We start from the raw sequence: 17,065 nt of genomic DNA, 5'->3' as shown, positions 1-17,065 counted from the left end.
TCTGCCAAAATTACTTTAAGAGTATATTTAGAAAAACGTCTAAACCTAGACATCGATAATCGATACGTAGATTTTTATACTTTTGATCCTTTAAAATAAGTAGTCTGGCCAATAAGTGACCTTAATCGACCAGACTTAATTTGAATTGTGAGGTTGATTTAACCCCGCAATGTTAACTATCAGTCCTTTTAATTTAGTTCTTTGTATTGTTCTTCAAGCTCAGCACGAACTTGATCTCCTCCACGATCTTTCCATGTTTCAACAGCCTCCCACCATTGGTCTTCATCAATTTCACCTGTTACAAATTGGAACTTCGCATCATTAATGAGTTGTTCAAGATCTGCTCCCATTTGATTTTCAGTTTCGGATACGAGATTAATCGCTGGGTCTGTAACAACCAACTCATCATTTTCCGCCTCTAATTCCAGAACATACTCAGCTAATTCAGACAACTGCCCTTGCGTCATGCTCTCCTCAATTGGTGCTGTAACCAATGGATAACGATACGGATAGCCTACTGCATTCATATACTTGTCATAATCAATATGTTCAGGTACACCATCATTTAGCTCATAATGTTCACCTTCGATACCCCAGGCAAATAAATCAATGACTTCTTGATTTGAAGCTATTTCTTCAAAGAAACCTAACAGTTGTAATAAATGTTCCTCTGATTCAACAGAAGCTCGCGGGAACATGAGGATCCCATTTGAGCCCATTTGACTTGGTAACCTTCTATCACCAACTGGTCCTTCCAATGCATTATATACACCTAATTCAGCGTCTGGCTCATTACTTTTTAATGCAGCTTCTATCGATAGAACGTTATTGGATGAAGCAGCCCACATTCCTGAAACCCCGTTTTCAAAATCTGCTTCTCTCGCACTTCGATCTGGAGCAACAATGTCACTATTCACTAAACCTTCCTCAAAAACTTGTCTCGAGAATTTCAACCCTTCTAAAAATTCTTCTGTTTCATGATCTTTTGTAAAGTTACCACTTTCATCTACATCCCACATATGCGGCGAACCGTGAGCGAGTCCGAAATCAAAGCCAAACTGACCGGGTAATGACACGCTCGTATACCCACGGGTATCGTCTTCCCCTGATTGGTTCGGGTCATCAAAAGTAAAAGCTCTCATAACATCAACAAACTCATCAAAATTTGTCGGTTCTTCCAACCCCAAGTTATCTAACCAATCCTGTCGATAAACGGTGACAAACCTAGATAACGGACGATACCTTGGAATTCCGTACAGTTCCTCATTAATGCTGACATTTTCATATACGATATCAGCCATGGATGCCAATGTAGGGAACTGGTCGAGATACTCCCCTATCTCCCAAAACACATCATCTTGCATCGCACTTAGTAAATAAGATTGATTTGGAGGACCACAACTAGCGATCACATCTGGTAAATCCCCTGAAGCAATTAAAACAGGTAATCGATCACAAAAATTTGCACTAACCATATGAGTAATATCTAGTTCTGTATTCGTTAATTCTTCTAACTTAGCTTCAACATCACTTCCAGACGATGGTGCTTCGGTACCGTCAAAGTTTAGAGCCATGGATATATCAAGCGTTTCATCCCCTGACGATTCTTCACCACCAGTCTCAGCATCACTGCAACCTGAAACTAAAATCAACATCATAGCTAAACAAAACATCATTCTGTAGGTTGACAATTTTTTTCCCTCCATATCATTACTCCTCCAAGTTTTATTTTTATAAAATGACAACCCTTATGTACGATTTTCGTACGTTCACAGGCTATCCTTTTACCGATCCAAGTAGCATCCCTTTTGCAAAGTGCTTTTGAATAAATGGATACACCATTAAAATCGGGATAATGGAAACCACGACTACCGCCATTTGAACAGATTGGCCTACAAATGACGAATCGGCATCCATTGAACTTTCATCACCGATATTGCCTGTAGCTAAGATGATGACTTGCCTCAACACAACCTGTACCGGCCATTTTTCAGGAGAATTTATATACATGACCGCTCCAAAATACTGATTCCAAATCCCTACCGCATAAAACAAAGAGATCGCAGCAATAACCGGCATCGAGAGCGGCAAAACAATCCTGAATAATACAACGATGTCGTGAGCACCATCGATTTTTGCAGACTCAATTAATTCGTTGGGAATGTTTTGAAAGAACCCTCTCATAATGATTAAGTAAAACGCCATCACTAAGTTCGGCAGCATTAATGCCCAATACGTATCAATCATTCCCAAGCTTCTCACTACGATATAGGTCGGGATCATCCCTCCATTAAAGATCATCGTAAAAACAACAGCGAGCATGATGATCCTTCTGCCAGGTACACCTTTAAACGATAGACCGTACGCCATTAAGGTTGTAACGATGATACTCAAGAACGTTCCGAGAATCGTAATATAAGCGGAGACCCCTAAACTTCTTACAAACGTATTGGTCGTGAAAATATAATAATAAGCATCTAAGGTAAATCCAGAAGGAATAGCGGTATTTGTCTCTGAAAAGGATGCAACAATGACGTAAATAAACGGAGCAATACATAGAATGGAAAATATCGCTAATAAAAAGTAGTTGAATGCATCGAATAAGCGCTCTGATAATTTTGGGTTGTGAACCACCTATTTAACCTCCTTTAGAAAATACCTTCTTCTCCGGATTTTTTAGCTATTTTATCTGCACCTAAAACGAGAATTAATCCAACTACACCTTTAAATAATCCAACAGCAGCACTATAACTAAATTGTCCCTGAACGAGACCGACACGATAAACATACGTATCGAAAACCTCCCCAACTTCTCTATTTAATGAGTTAACCATTAAAAAGATCTGCTCAAAGCCGAGATCAAGGAAGTTACCTAACCGCAAAATCATTAAAATGATAATAATGTTTCGAATCGCTGGAAGCGTAATATGCCAAATCATCCTAAGACGGTTTGCCCCATCCATTTTTGCTGCTTCATAAAGTTGAGGATTCACACCGGTAAGTGCCGCCAAAAAGATAATCGTTCCCCACCCAGCATCTTTCCATATCATTTGCATAATAATTAATGGTCTAAACCAATCCGTACTCGTCAAAAAGCTGACTGTCTCTCCACGGAAATAATGAATAATTTCGTTTATAAGCCCCCCCTCCGTTGAAAGAAGGAGATGAGTGATACCGACAATAACGACCCAAGACAAAAAGTACGGAATATAAACGATCGTCTGAATACTTCTTTTAAACCACTCTCTTGTTATTTCATTTAACATAAGTGCTAAAATAATCGTTAACGGAAAGAAAATGACTAAATCATAGATTGCTAACAAGAGTGTGTTTCTGAAGAGCATCCAAAAATCAGGCAGCGAGAAAAATCGTTCAAAATGAGCAAATCCAACCCATTCACTGCCAAGAATACCGAGGTGAGGACGATAATTCTGAAAAGCCATTACGACGCCCCACATCGGTGCATACCTGAAAATAATGAAGAAAAGAATTCCAGGCAGCATAAAAAGGTAAAGCCAACGATATTTCCAAATATTTTTGAATCTGCTATTTAACAAATAGATGTTGAGCTTTTTATACCTTTCAGAGAAAGCGTTTACATTCATTCCAACACACCTTTCTTTTTTAAATAATCCGGCCGAATTGTTTCAGGTTGTATACTACCATGTCAGTTGAGTAATTTAATGTTATCAACAGAAAATTCAGAAATCTATGTATCTTTTAGGACTACTTTTACCCAAAATCGCACATCGATGTTTCATATTTAAAATTGTGCAAGTTATTTGACATGATTTGATGGCGACTGGTGCTAGACAATGAAGCATAGATTTTTATCTTTTCTTAACCCATAAAAAAACCTCTATTGTTGTAAATAGAGGTTTTTGTTCTACCTTCACGCAGCTTTTCTTAATCTATTATTCACTTCTAGTAGCATAATTTTTTCGATATTGAGAAGGGGTAAATCCTGTCCACCTTTTAAATTGCCGGCTAAAATGAGCAAGATCATAATAACCCATCAATTCGGCCACTTCTTCCACCGAATATTGCTTCTCCATGAGTAACGTTTTCGACTTGTTTGTCTTCTTATAGGATAGATATTTTCTTGGTGACATATTGTACACTTTTTTAAACAGCTTATGACAGTAAGAGAGACTAATATTTAATTCTGATGCTAAATCTTCAATACCCTTTTTGTGGAGCTCTTCATCTTCATTTGTCACCATGTCTTCTAATTTATCAGCAATTCGATAAGCCAGCTCATACGTGCGGTTCGTGATGAGTTCACTATCACTCGTTTCTTCTTTAAGACCAGAAACGATTCCAGCTAATAGTTCAAAAATGACAGCATGAACATGCATTCTTTCTACAAAGCAAGACTCAGAGTTTTTTAATAAGTGTATTAACCTTTCTAGCAAAGGCGTTATTTGACGATTTAATTTACTTTCAGAATGGAAAAATAATTGCTCTACATCTTTAAAGTAAGGTAAAAATAATTTGTCATCAATATTAAAGTGCATACAAAAATAGGTGAAGCCTTTATCGCTTCCAGCAACACTGGAATGTAGCTCTCCTGGCTTGATAAAAATGATATCCCCTGCATATTGATCATAAAATGTTCCATTTACATTAAAGATCTGATGGCCTTCCGTTACGAGGTTTAATTCGTAAATTTGGTGTTCGTGCTCCGGATAATTCCACGTACACTTCGTTGACCTCACATGCATTCCGAGTAATTCAAACCCAGTTTTAATGTCTGGATAGATATACTCTTCAATATTATATGGCCTGGTAATTAAATGACCATCTGTTAACTTTTTATCTTTGAAAGTAAACTCCATAAGACCACTCCCAGACTTTTTTTCTAGCTAAATTCACCGGAAATGACGGATTCATCAGTAATACTCTCCATGTTTCAAACAGCATAATAGTTGTTTCGAATAATATCAGACTAACCACACTAAGTAAATGTAAGCATTTTCATAATGTATTAGGAGTCTTTAATTAAGGCTCTTTTCTAAAAGTTTGTTGCTTTTATCAGTTAAAAACCCTGCAGGAGTCTCCGCCATTGAGCAGCACCCTTGGCTACCCCATGTGTATCTTAGCAAAAGAAGAGTTATTTCCTTGCAGACTCTCTCCATGAGAAAGAGCATATCCTCTTGCTACGCAGGCGTATGCTACTTATTCAACAGCCTCTAATTAATGAACACTCCCACTTGACAATTTTATCACATTCGATTAGTTTTTATATAAAAAAGTTCATTCATTAAACAAACTTTCTTTTAGGAGGCTGAAAATGAGTAAAGTTCGGATAACCCAAAATCCTGTCTCGACTTTAGACGACAAATGGAAGCATTGTATTGGAACCGGAAGATTAGGTCTTGCACTTCAGAAAGAATATTTAGATCATTTAACACTGGTCCAAGAAAACATAAATTTTAAGTATATCCGTGGACATGGACTGTTTCATGAAGATATTGGTATTTATAAGGAAGTAGATACACCCGAAGGAATAAAACCTTTTTATAATTTTACTTACATCGATCGCATCTTTGATTCCTTTCTTGAAATGAACCTTCGTCCTTTTGTAGAATTTGGTTTTATGCCTAAAGCGCTAGCTTCAGGAGAACAAACGATTTTTTACTGGGAAGGAAATATTACGCCTCCAGCTAACTATAATAAGTGGCGGAATCTCATTACCACTACGGTACAACACTTTATCGACCGGTATGGATTAGAAGAAGTTATACAATGGCCATTTGAAGTGTGGAATGAACCGAACTTAGGAAATTTTTGGAAAAACGCTGATAAAGAGGAATATTTTAAAATTTATAAAGTCACTGCGAATGCAGTCAAGGACGTTAACCCTGAATTGCAAGTGGGAGGACCCGCGATTTGCGGAGGTTCGGATGAGTGGATTACTGATTTCCTCTATTTCTGTAAACAAGAAAACGTCCCTGTCGATTTTGTCAGCAGACATGCCTATACATCAGAAGCTCCAAAGAAAAAAACCTCAGAATTTTACTATCAAGATTTATATGAAAATAGTAATATGTTAGATCAATTTAAAATAGGAAGAGAAAGAATTGATTCGTCCGACTTCCCACACTTGCCGTTTCATATTACTGAATACAATACATCATACAGCCCGATCAATCCGATTCATGACACACCGTTAAATGCTGCCTACCTCGCGAGAATTTTAAGTGAAGGCGGAGATTATGTCGATTCCTTCTCCTATTGGACGTTCAGTGATGTCTTTGAAGAATTTGACATTCCACGTTCCCAATTTCATGGAGGATTTGGCCTAGTTGCGTTAAACAGCATACCTAAACCTACGTACCATTTATTTGCGTTTTTCAACAGACTTGGGAATGCTGTTCTATACCGAGATAATGATCTTGTCGTTACACAAAAGGATGATGGGACGATCACTCTCGTTGCCTGGAACCTTGTAACAGACAAGGTAACGGAAAAAAGCAAAGAAATTTCATTTGAAATTCCTTTTGATTCGGACTACGTATTTACCAATCGTGAATCAGTCGATGAAAATCACGCAAATCCGTGGGGCGTGTGGAAAAAGATGGGCAGACCAAGGTTTCCAAGTAAACAACTAGTAGAGATCATGAGGAATTCAGCAAAGCCAAAACATACAACAAACAGACTTGAGACTAGGAATGGCTTTATAAACTTAGATATTTCACTAACAAAAAACGAAGTGACACTCCTTGAAATTCTCCCTATAACTGACGAATCTCATACGTATGACGGATTAGATGATACTCTTTTAACTTCTTATTAATGTAAAGTGTAAACAACCCGCGATGTAGCGTCATCGCGGGTCACCAAGCAGCAGAAGAACCGCCTTTGCTTCCTCAAAATTTAGACCTTTAGCGAGCCTCGAAAACCCCTTGCAGCATAGTAGGATTCTGCTCCATTGTGGTACACAAAGACAGTTTCGTAGCGGCGATCACAAAAGATAGCCCCGCCAAGTTTTCTAATATTAGCAGGTGTTTGCACCCAGCTCGACGTTTTCATATCGAAATTTTCAAGTTTCTGCAGCTCCCGGTATTGTTCTTCCGTTAAAAGTTCAATGCCCATGGCAGTTGCCATATCAATTACGTTATTTTCTGGTTTGTATTTTTTCCTTGACTCCAGTGCTTCACGGTCGTAACAAACACTTCTGCGACCTTTAGGGCTTTCCGCTGAACAATCATAAAAAATATATTCGCCCGTATTTTTATCATAGCCAACAACATCCGGTTCACCGCCAGTCCCTTCCATTTCATTAAGCGACCACAGTTTTTCAGAATTAGCTTCTAGCTTGGCTTGTACTTTAGCCCATTCAAGACCTTTATGTCGGTTCATGCTTTTCTCAAAACGGGCTTTCAAAGTTATGAGTAGTTCTTCACGTTGTTCTAGTGACAATTCCTTATTTCTCTTTGTCATATTAGGTTCCCCCTTGTTTTTACTCATAATTGTATGAGGACTAAACTGCTCGTTCAATTAATTCCACAAAAGAACGATAACCCTTCTTATAAATTAACACACCCGTTAATGAAACAAACAGCTTAACTCATGTTATCTGCAATATCTGATTCTGCTTGGCAAGTCCATTCAGCAAAAAGATAACCAATCGTATGTGGGAACTGAGATTCGAGTATTTTTCTCGTAAGCAAGTGCCTTTTCAGTAATTTTTCAATCATTGTTCATTACCTCGACGTTCGCTTCAATCCTATTCGATTAATTTTTATCACGTAAAACTAACTGCGCCACACACTCCACATGTGCCGTATGCGGAAACATATCCACCGGTTGTAATTGCTCCAGCTGGTAGCCGGCTTTAAGAAGATCATTTGTATTTTTCGCTAGTGTTGACGGGTTGCAGGAAACGTATACGATACGCTTTGGTTTCACGCGTGCAATCGTGTTAATGAGCGATTCATCCAATCCGCTTCGTGGCGGGTCGACGACAATGACGTCTGGCTTCCATCCCTCTTTCACCCATTTCGGAAGCCATTCTTCTGCTTTCCCTGTTTCAAAGATCGCATTTGTGAACCCGAGCTGCTCCGCATTATTACGGGCATCGTCAATCGATGCTTTGACGACATCCATTCCTCTTAATTCTTTCGCCTCATCTGCTAACCAAAGACCGATCGTCCCGACTCCACAGTAGGCGTCAACTACACGCTCGTTTCCGGTGAGTTGCGCTGCTTCTTTTGCAAGGTCATAAAGCTTATTCGTCTGTGCGGGGTTCAATTGGAAAAACGCTTGTGCAGAAAGGTTAAAGCTTAACTCTCCTAACGTTTCACGAATTTTTTCTTTACCATCAAGCACGATCGTTTCTTCTCCAAAAATCATCGAAGTCTTCTTCGGGTTAATGTTTTGGACGATTGATTCGATGAACGGAAGGCGTTCGTTTATTTTTTCTACGAAGAGGTCACGCTTTGGAAAATCTCGTGTGGCTGTCACTAACACAAGTTGAACCTCACCTGTTTCAAAGCCAACACGTGTGACAATCGTACGGACCGTACCTTTTCGCTTCTTTTCATTGTAAGCAGAGATGTTCAAGCTTTCGAGAATTTCTTTTACCGTACGTGTTACTTCATCGGTTTTCGGATGTTGTACGATACACTCTGGAATATCAATTAAGCGGTGACTACCGGTTTGAAATAAGCCAGTAATGAGCTTGTCATCCGCGTTTCCTACTTGCATTTGGCTTTTATTTCGATACCGCCACGGCTCTTCCATCCCTACCGTGTCAGCAAATTTAACTTTGTCGAGATTAAGCTTCGTGTAGCGTTCAAAAGCTTGTCTAACAATATCTTTCTTTTCTTTAAGCTGTCCTTCATACGTTAAGTGAAGAAGCTGACAGCCGCCACATTTATCGTAAACCGGACATGGCGCTTCTGTTCGGTGAGGAGAGGCCTTTCGGATTTTTCTTATTTTCCCCTCAGCAAACTTCCGGTGCAGCTTTGTCACTTCACAAACAACCTCTTCTCCAGGAAGCGCTCCGCGAACGAAAACGACTTGCCGTTTATAGTAGCCGACACCTTCTCCATCAATACCTAACCGCTTGATTGTAAGGGGAAAGCGTTGCCCTACTTTCATCTTCAATTCTGTTTGTTTTTTACGTTGTTTTTCCATTTTTTATCCTCCAGTTAAACCGTTCCGTTCTCTAAACTATTCCACAAATAAAGCGTTGCATAGCTTCTGTATGGGCTCCAATCTCCCGCTATTTTTTCCATAAACTCAAATGAAGGCTTTTTTTCAAGCTGATAAAAGCGCTTCAATGCATTTTGCACACCGATGTCTTGCTTGGGAAACAGATCGAGTCTGCCTAGCCCAAACATCATGAAGTTTTCTGCCGTCCAACGGCCAATTCCCCGTATCTTCGTAAGTTCTTCAATAATTTCGTCATCCGATTTTCGTTTAATTTCCGTGAAATTGAGTTTTCCTTCAGCAATCATTTGCGAAGTATCAATCACATATTCTGCTTTTCTTTGGCTAAATTGGAGTTTTCTAAGCTCGTCAACATGTAATTGCCCCACTGTTTCAGGCTTTGGAAAAAAGGGGACACCGTGAATGTTTTCACCGAAGCTTTTAACAAATCGCTCGGTTAACGTAATTCCAAATTTCATATTCAACTGTTGGTGAATGATCGTTTTCATTAAACAGCCATAAAGTTGGAAATCAGTAATAAAAGGAATGCCATAACTCTCTCGAATTAAAGGGTAAAGATCCATAGCTTTAAAGTGGTTTGCAACGTTCTTTAACGGTACATCAAAGTGCATCACTTCATATAGCCTCGTAAGAACTGCTTTCTTATCTACTGAGCTTGAGATGCTAAGATCAAATGACGGGTGCTCCGTTGTTCCCGTCGCTTGAACATCCACTACAACAGATGTCTCGTTTACAATCAGTGGGATTTTTACTTCTCGTTTAGTTTGATTAACAACATTCAATGGGTCGGTTTCCAATCTTTTCAATGCGTGGTCAAAATTATATGGTCCTTGTAACTGAATCGATGAGTTCATTGTCGCACCGCCTTTCATTGTACAATAAATGATACCACATCCGGGCTACTTCCTTAACTTGCCAACCCGCTTTTGGGTAAATGTTTGATACACTCGATTGTGAGATTAACAGATGAGGGAGAGATTACGAGTGTCTATCGCAACAGACGTGGCTTCATTACAAATTATGGCCGACATTTATCAAAGAAAAAATTTAACGGAAGTTTTAAACAAGACCGTTGACAGCCTTGTAGAAGAGGTGCCTTATATTGATTGGTCAGGCATTTACTTTGTGGAAAATGAGGAAGATGTAAAATTAATGGCAGCTTCCGACGAAGAATCTGATTTTAAATGGGAAACAAACGCGGAATTGAAATTTCCAATTGAAGATGCAAATCAAAAAACGTTAGGTGTTCTTATCGTTCGCAGCAAAGAAGCGATTGCTTTTGACGTAACTGATGTATCGACATTAGAAGAAGTTGCTGCTGGTTTATCTGAAATCGCATTTTCTCATTAAAAAGTAAGAATTGGGATCTTTTCTAGTCCTTACCATGACACATTACCTACATAGGGGTCAGGCACAGTGCCTGACCCCTTTCACATTCATTCGTGCTTATAAGGGAAAACTTTATCTTTGACACTGATTTCATCCAGGCTTTTGAATTCATAGCCTTGAGAACGAAGGTCGTCAATCACTTTGGGGAGTGCTTCTGCATTGTCACTGGAAACTGAATGTAGCAGCATAATGGCACCTGGGTGGACTCGGCGCATAATAGAGTCGTAAGCATACTTCCACCCCTTCTGCTTATTGATCTCCCAATCGACATAAGCAAATGACCAAAACACGTTCGTATAACCCAGTTCCTCAGTAAGCGCGAGAGATTTTTCACTGAAAGTGCCTCGAGGTGGACGCAAATAGTTCATAATTTTATCACCAGTAATCTCTGTGTAAAGCTCTTTTACACTGGTCAATTCTTTTTCCATACGTTCGTTATTAACTTCTGGCAAACTCGGATGATGAAACGAATGGTTCCCAACAATATGCCCTTCGTCCACCATCCGTTTAATCAACTCTTTCTCCTCGTTTAAATAATGTCCCGTTACAAAGAAAGCGGCTGGTACTTCTTTTTCTTCTAACACATCCAACACTTTACGTGTATAGCCATTTTCATATCCGTTATCGAAAGTTAAAAACACTTCTTTTTCTGATGTGTCCCCTAAATAAAAACCACCGTATTTTGTTAGCAGCTCTTCGTAATGGGGTTCCGTCGTTGGTGGTTCATTGTTTTCCTTCGGTTTAAAATTCCAATGATATACTTGCGTGTTATATGCAAAAGCAGATGAACTAAGTACAGTTATCATAGCAAAAAGCATCACGATTGATAAAAGAACGACTCTCTTTTTCACATTCATCCGGCTCCTTTTTCCCGACATTCAACCTTCATGCATATAGTTTAAATCGAACAGCTCCTTTTCATGCATCGAAGACTTCTGAAATGGGCGTTTTTCTTGATAAGGCTGTTTTCGTAAAGTTTGATGCGCGATATTTGTCGAATCGCCGATATCGGAGCTATTTCCGCTGATAAGATGCTGATTTCCGCTGATATCATGCTTGAGCAGATGATAAAGCACCTGCTAGCGCCGATATATTACTCAAATAAATACTCTTTTTGTTGTTTTTGAGCGTTTTTCAGCTCAAATGATGAGTTGAAGGCAAAAATTTGCGTCCTTTCCCATCATTAATGGCTGTCACGCTCAAAAAATAGCAACAATCTTTTATAAAGGCTAATTTCTGAAAGATTGTTGTTTTTAGTAAGAATAATCAACAGATTAAGGAGCACACAATAACAGCCTGACCGCTTTTGGCAGTCAGGCTGTTTCAAGATAGGGCCTTCTTTCTTATGCAAACACTTTTTCTTTATACTGAGACAAACGCTCCAATGACGTTTTCTCAACGTGCTCGTGTAAGCTGTTTCCGTGAGAGTCCATCGTGACAATCGCTTTGAATCCTTTTACACGTAAATGCCACATCGCTTCAGGAATGCCGAATTCCATTAAGTCAACGCCCTCTACGCCTTTAATACAATCAGCATAATACTGAGCGGCTCCACCAATGGCGTTTAAATAAACACCGCCATGTTCTTCAAGGGCTTTCAGCGTCTTAGGACCCATTCCACCTTTTCCTATCACAGCACGAATACCGAACTTTTTCATGATATCACCTTGATACGGCTCTTCACGAATACTAGTTGTTGGGCCTGCAGCTTTAACGTGCCAATTTCCATCGCCATCTTTAAGCATAACCGGTCCGCAGTGATAGATCACTTGCCCGTTAAGATCAACCGGTGCTTCATGATCCATTAAATGATGATGAATCGCGTCACGGCCTGTGTGCATCATCCCATTAATTACGACCACGTCACCTACTTTCAACTCACGAATCTTGTCTTCCGTTATCGGTGCCTCAAGGACAACTTCACGACTTTCTTCTTGCTCTGGAGAATTTTTAGCTTCCTCTTCTTCAATAAAGCTAACCTTCTCTCCGTCTTTATAAAGCCATTCATTAATGTTGCCTGTTTGCGGATTCAGCTTCACGCCGAGCCTCCTGAATGCCCAGCAATTGTAAGCGACTGACACAAAAAAGCTGGCAGGTAAACGGTTAGCTGCATCGACTTTACATCCGAGTAACGTCGCTTCCCCTCCAAATCCCATCGTACCTATGCCTAATGTATTTGCTTTTTCCAATACATAATTTTCTAGTTCTTGAAGGTCTTCGTTTGGATTGGTATCGTCTACCTCACGAAACAGTTGAGCTTTAGCTAAAGCGTAACTTGAAATGCGGTCACCACCGATTCCTACACCGATAAAGCCGGCACTACAACCTTGACCTTGAGCTTGGTACACAGAGTGAAGAATACATTTTCGAATGCCATCGAGGTCGCGTCCTGCTCGGCCAAGTCCTTCAATTTCTGCAGGCAAGCTGTATTGAATATTTTTATTTTCACATCCGCCACCTTTCATAATGAGGCGAACATCAATTTCGTCTTTTTCCCATTGTTCAAAGTGGATAATCGGCGTACCTTCTCCGATATTGTCTCCGCTATTTTCTCCCGTGAGAGAATCTACTGAATTCGGACGGAGCTTTCCGTCAGCTGTAGCTTGTTTCACAGCTTCGTGGATATCTTTTTTCATCGTCAATTGATTGGCACCGACCGGAACTTTCACTTCAAAGGTAAGCATCCCTGTATCTTGACAGATAGGCAGAACATGATCGTCAGCCATTCCGATATTCTCTGTAATCGTAGATAACGATAAAGCTGCACGTGTACCCGCGTTTTCTTTTTGTTTAGCCCGTTTAATCGCCCGTCTCACATCATGGGGCAAATTAGTAGATGTTTCGACGATTAGGTTGTACATACTTTGTCTAAATTCGTTCACAGTAAACACTCCTCATTCGTTGGTTCATCTTCGTTCAATACTAGTACACATACGATTATACTATGAAACCCTTTCCAAATGGTCAGATTTGTGGAGAAAAATCAGAATCGTTGTCGAGGAAGAGGAACATAAGAGATGGAAGGTTTCTTATTGGCAGTTTTTGTTGAAATATTAGTGAGTTTAGTCATTATTCTAGCGCTCTTTAACTTTTGCCTGAAGTTTAGCAAGTTTTGTTTTAATTTTTGCATCTTTCTTTAAGATTTCAGCAGTTTCGATTTTCAATCAGATATCGAGGATTCCACAAAACGCCCCCCAAACACCAAAAGAAAAAACCGCTTCCGACCTGCATTTGCAAGTTAAAAGCGGATGATATCCTCTAGTATAATACTGTAGAACTTTTTAAATCTTTCTCGCGCTCCAAATGATCGGCGCGGTTGACATAGTGGAACTTCATTTGTCCATCATTGCGCCACTCTACTTTTGTAATTCCCGTGTTACCGATCACGAATGGCCGATACAACTCGAACCACTTTTCCCCGGCAATTAAGTACATAAGAAAAATACTAATAAATCCTCCGTGAGACACAATCGCGACACGCTTCCCTTTATAAGCAGCACGTAGCTGTTCTGCGACATGAGCGCACCTTGCAGTTATTTCTTCTATCGTTTCTGACCCTTCAATACCTGACGTGAGAAGAGATTTTGTTTCTAAATCAGGAAATTCAATTTTCATCTCTGCACGCGTTTTACCTTCCAAAGGTCCCAAGCCTATTTCCCTAACTTGTTCCCATGGAAGAACATCCAACGGGTGAAATTCAGCAATCGCCTCAGCGGTCTTCGTCGCCCGTTCCAGGTCACTTGTAAAAATCATATCTAAATGATGATCACGAAATGCTTCCCCTGCAAGTACTGCCTGCTTTTTCCCCAGTTCGGACAAAGGAAATTCAGCATGACCTTGAATAATTCCTTTTACATTTGCTTCTGACTGTCCATGTCTAATCAAATAGAGAATCATTCTATTTACCGTCCCAATGGTTACGGTATTGCTTTGCTTTTGTTTCGAGTTCATCGAGCATTTCGATAATGCGGTCGATATCTTCGACGCCTGCTTCTTCCGGGTCGATGTTATCAAGCATTGTCATTAAAAGTTCAATTCGTTGATGTAAATATTTCATCTGTTCTTGTTTATCGTAAACAGGTCCGCCCATAATCTATGGATCTCCTTTCTATCATAAAACCGTTAGTAACAGTATCTAATTGTAACAAAGCTTTTATGTAAAACTCAACAACCTTCCATAGAATTGGACATCATCGGGTGGTGACAGCTACCTCCACACCATGTATGATATTCTTTGAAGGAGCGTTTTAAAATGAGTAAATTACAACCGATTACCCCTTCCTTTGATCCATGGGAGGCGTACCAAGACATAAAAGATTATGGCGAGCTTCGGCTTACAAACGTCGAACTTACGACGACCACACTTTGTAACATGCGGTGTGAACACTGCGCGGTCGGCTACACACTTCAGGCGAAAGATCCGGATCCGCTACCACTTTCATTACTTCTTAAGCGTTTAGATGAAGTAAAGGATTTGAAGTCCTTAAGCATAACCGGCGGCGAACCGATGCTGTCTATGAAATCAGTAAAAGAATATGTAGTTCCGCTTTTGCGCTATGCTCACGAGCGGGGTGTTCGCACACAAATCAACTCGAATTTGACACTTCCACTTAAACGATATGAGCTGATTACTCCATACTTGGATGTCCTACATATTTCTCACAACTACGGCAGTCCTGAAGATTTTGCTGACATTGGATTTGCCGTGATGGAAAAAAAACCATCAAAAGAACAGCGAATGCGGTATTTTAACCAAATGGTAGAAAACAGTAAAGCTCTCACATCTGAAGGCGTGATCGTCTCTGCAGAAACGATGCTCAACAAACGAACACTTCCGCACTTAGAAAGCATCCATGATCAAATTGCTGACATGGGTTGCCAACGTCATGAAGTTCACCCAATGTATCCAAGTGATTTCGCTAGTGCATTAGAAGTGGCGAACCTTAAAGACATCCGCAACGGAATTCATCGACTTCTCGATCACAAGCGGGATGACATTTGGATGTTGTTCGGAACATTACCGTTTTATCCATGTAACGAGAACAACGACGATCTTAAGTTGTTAAAGCGGCTTTACAATACATCAAATGTCACCGTTCGAAACGACCCAGATGGCCGATCGCGTGTTAATCTAAACATCTTTGACGGGACAATTAACGTGACTGATTTTGCCGATGCACCTGCACTCGGTAATATACAAACGACGACACTCCAAGAAGCCTACAAAACGTGGCGCACGAGCGAGGTTTCAAAATCTATTGACTGTCATTGCTCGGCTGTTGAGTGCCTCGGCCCTAACCTTTTAGTTAAACAAGCTTATTATTCGGACATCGATTTTACAAAGCGCCACTCGCAAATTGCATACAGTAACCAACAAAGGTAGGCCTCTTGAAAAGGGGCTGTAGCTATCGCTTTTGAATATTATTTCAGCCACAAATGAAGAACGGTATTAGAAAATGAGCGCAGAATTTTTAAAAATAACCGGTGACCGTAAAAAAACTAGGAACAGCTACAACAAAACTGTTCCTAGTAAAAAACATCACTCCACTCATTATTCAAGGATATCTCAAAAGGTCAAAATACGACGTCCTTTTGAGATATCCTCTTTAGTGTGGCTGATTTGAGGTGATAAATTTAAAGTCTAAGTAGTCTTGAATTGGAATCCATGCTCCAATTCCTTGTTGTGTGACATTTTTTACTTCGAGCCACTTTTCATCACCTTTCATACGCAAATACACTTCACCATATGTTACTTTTCCCTTTTCACTTACAGCTGGTGCGTATGCATGAAGGTAACCTACGTTTTTTGTTGGAATGTTATAAACCCGCTCTACTTTCGTCCCATATCCAACAACCGTATCAAAGCTTAATGGCAGCTTCGTTTTTCCAGCTGCTTCAAGCATCATCATCTTTTTAACCATGTCTGCATTTAGAATGTCTGCAGTAAGGCCGCCTTTGACTTTCTTTTGCTGCTCTTGGTTAAACTCCATTTTCTTTGATTCTTTTCCACCACGATTGTCAACAAAGTTCGTGTTCACTTTTTCAAACTCCCAGTTCACTGTCGTTTCGTCCGAGTCATAGGCTAGAGGCCACTGACCAAGGAAAATCGAAACATTCATTCCAAGAGCAAGTTTAGACCCTTTGATTGAAGACTCGTTGAACATTTTAATGAGGTCTGGATTCTCAACCTTATTTTCTGTGGAATCAATGAGCTCTTCTGCTAATTCACTCGGATGCAAACGTGGCAAGTCCTGCGTTGGGTTTGGGTACGTATTTTCCTTTGAAATGCTCATTGCTGAGTCAGGAATGAGTTTTTTTTCAGTTTTAGGCTCTTCTTCTCCTTCAGCAAATGCATACGTTGAAAAACTTAGAAAACAGAACAGGATCGCTAAAGATATTAAAATCAGTCGTTTCATGGTGTCCTCCTTTAGTCGTTTACTTGCACTTAGTTTTTCAACTTAAAAATAAAATTATCCAAACACGACTAACGGAATTT

Annotated in this window: 16 protein-coding genes; 3 read left to right on the top strand and 13 right to left on the bottom strand. The window is 39.9% G+C overall.

Going from position 1 to position 17,065, the window contains the following annotated elements; all coding sequences use genetic code 11:
• Positions 1-188: 188 nt before the first annotated feature.
• The 4 genes from CDZ94_RS18405 to CDZ94_RS18390 form a co-directional block, all read right to left on the bottom strand.
• Positions 189-1,706 carry an extracellular solute-binding protein gene (locus CDZ94_RS18405; protein WP_096439639.1) on the bottom strand — a complete coding sequence of 506 codons (1,518 nt, stop codon included), beginning with the start codon at positions 1,704-1,706 and terminating at the stop codon, positions 189-191.
• Between the two features lie 70 nt (positions 1,707-1,776).
• Positions 1,777-2,634, bottom strand: coding sequence for a carbohydrate ABC transporter permease (locus CDZ94_RS18400; protein ID WP_096439637.1), 858 nt, complete (start codon positions 2,632-2,634; stop codon positions 1,777-1,779).
• A 14-nt stretch (positions 2,635-2,648) separates the two neighbouring features.
• Entirely contained in the window at positions 2,649-3,605 is a 957-nt protein-coding gene (locus CDZ94_RS18395; RefSeq protein ID WP_096439635.1) for an ABC transporter permease, read from the bottom strand.
• 309 nt (positions 3,606-3,914) lie between these two features.
• On the bottom strand, positions 3,915-4,838 hold the full coding sequence (locus CDZ94_RS18390; protein WP_096439633.1) for a helix-turn-helix domain-containing protein: 924 nt from the start codon (positions 4,836-4,838) through the stop codon (positions 3,915-3,917).
• A gap of 455 nt (positions 4,839-5,293) precedes the next feature.
• Between CDZ94_RS18390 and CDZ94_RS18385 the strand changes: the two genes are divergently transcribed.
• Positions 5,294-6,799, top strand: a complete 1,506-nt coding sequence (locus CDZ94_RS18385; RefSeq protein ID WP_096439631.1) for a GH39 family glycosyl hydrolase — start codon at positions 5,294-5,296, stop codon at positions 6,797-6,799.
• 80 nt (positions 6,800-6,879) lie between these two features.
• Here CDZ94_RS18385 and CDZ94_RS18380 read toward each other — a convergent pair whose 3' ends face one another.
• The 4 genes from CDZ94_RS18380 to CDZ94_RS18370 all read right to left on the bottom strand — a co-directional run bounded on the left by CDZ94_RS18380 (position 6,880) and on the right by CDZ94_RS18370 (position 10,034).
• Complete coding sequence (locus tag CDZ94_RS18380) at positions 6,880-7,446, bottom strand: DUF4256 domain-containing protein (protein ID WP_096439629.1); 567 nt, start codon at positions 7,444-7,446, stop codon at positions 6,880-6,882.
• A gap of 122 nt (positions 7,447-7,568) precedes the next feature.
• Entirely contained in the window at positions 7,569-7,703 is a 135-nt protein-coding gene (locus CDZ94_RS21900; protein WP_280951872.1) for a hypothetical protein, read from the bottom strand.
• 37 nt (positions 7,704-7,740) lie between these two features.
• Positions 7,741-9,144: a 23S rRNA (uracil(1939)-C(5))-methyltransferase RlmD gene (gene rlmD / locus CDZ94_RS18375; RefSeq protein WP_096439627.1), complete on the bottom strand. Its 1,404-nt coding sequence runs from the start codon at positions 9,142-9,144 to the stop codon at positions 7,741-7,743.
• Between the two features lie 14 nt (positions 9,145-9,158).
• Positions 9,159-10,034, bottom strand: coding sequence for a DNA-3-methyladenine glycosylase family protein (locus tag CDZ94_RS18370; RefSeq protein WP_096439625.1), 876 nt, complete (start codon positions 10,032-10,034; stop codon positions 9,159-9,161).
• Between the two features lie 130 nt (positions 10,035-10,164).
• Between CDZ94_RS18370 and CDZ94_RS18365 the strand changes: the two genes are divergently transcribed.
• Positions 10,165-10,530 carry a GAF domain-containing protein gene (locus CDZ94_RS18365; protein ID WP_096439623.1) on the top strand — a complete coding sequence of 122 codons (366 nt, stop codon included), beginning with the start codon at positions 10,165-10,167 and terminating at the stop codon, positions 10,528-10,530.
• Between the two features lie 86 nt (positions 10,531-10,616).
• Here the strand turns inward: CDZ94_RS18365 and pdaA are convergent, their stop codons facing one another.
• The 4 genes from pdaA to CDZ94_RS18340 form a co-directional block, all read right to left on the bottom strand.
• Positions 10,617-11,387, bottom strand: a complete 771-nt coding sequence (gene pdaA, locus CDZ94_RS18360; protein WP_232735841.1) for a delta-lactam-biosynthetic de-N-acetylase — start codon at positions 11,385-11,387, stop codon at positions 10,617-10,619.
• A gap of 525 nt (positions 11,388-11,912) precedes the next feature.
• Complete coding sequence (locus CDZ94_RS18350) at positions 11,913-13,430, bottom strand: fumarate hydratase (protein WP_425352570.1); 1,518 nt, start codon at positions 13,428-13,430, stop codon at positions 11,913-11,915.
• 397 nt (positions 13,431-13,827) lie between these two features.
• The gene (locus CDZ94_RS18345) at positions 13,828-14,466 is read right to left on the bottom strand and encodes a histidine phosphatase family protein (RefSeq protein ID WP_096439617.1); all 639 of its coding nucleotides are present in this window, start codon (positions 14,464-14,466) and stop codon (positions 13,828-13,830) included.
• A 1-nt stretch (position 14,467) separates the two neighbouring features.
• Positions 14,468-14,659: an SE1561 family protein gene (locus tag CDZ94_RS18340; RefSeq protein WP_096439615.1), complete on the bottom strand. Its 192-nt coding sequence runs from the start codon at positions 14,657-14,659 to the stop codon at positions 14,468-14,470.
• Positions 14,660-14,821: 162 nt separating this feature from the next.
• Between CDZ94_RS18340 and yfkAB the strand changes: the two genes are divergently transcribed.
• Positions 14,822-15,952 carry a radical SAM/CxCxxxxC motif protein YfkAB gene (gene yfkAB / locus CDZ94_RS18335; protein WP_096439613.1) on the top strand — a complete coding sequence of 377 codons (1,131 nt, stop codon included), beginning with the start codon at positions 14,822-14,824 and terminating at the stop codon, positions 15,950-15,952.
• Positions 15,953-16,175: 223 nt separating this feature from the next.
• Here yfkAB and CDZ94_RS18330 read toward each other — a convergent pair whose 3' ends face one another.
• On the bottom strand, positions 16,176-16,985 hold the full coding sequence (locus CDZ94_RS18330) for a YfkD famly protein (RefSeq protein WP_096439611.1): 810 nt from the start codon (positions 16,983-16,985) through the stop codon (positions 16,176-16,178).
• Positions 16,986-17,065: the final 80 nt, after the last annotated feature.

This window comes from Alteribacter populi, from assembly GCF_002352765.1.
Lineage (GTDB): Bacteria > Bacillota > Bacilli > Bacillales > Salisediminibacteriaceae > Alteribacter > Alteribacter populi.
The sequence above is the reverse complement of the archived record's forward strand: the minus strand, read 5'-3'. Positions and strand labels throughout refer to the sequence as shown.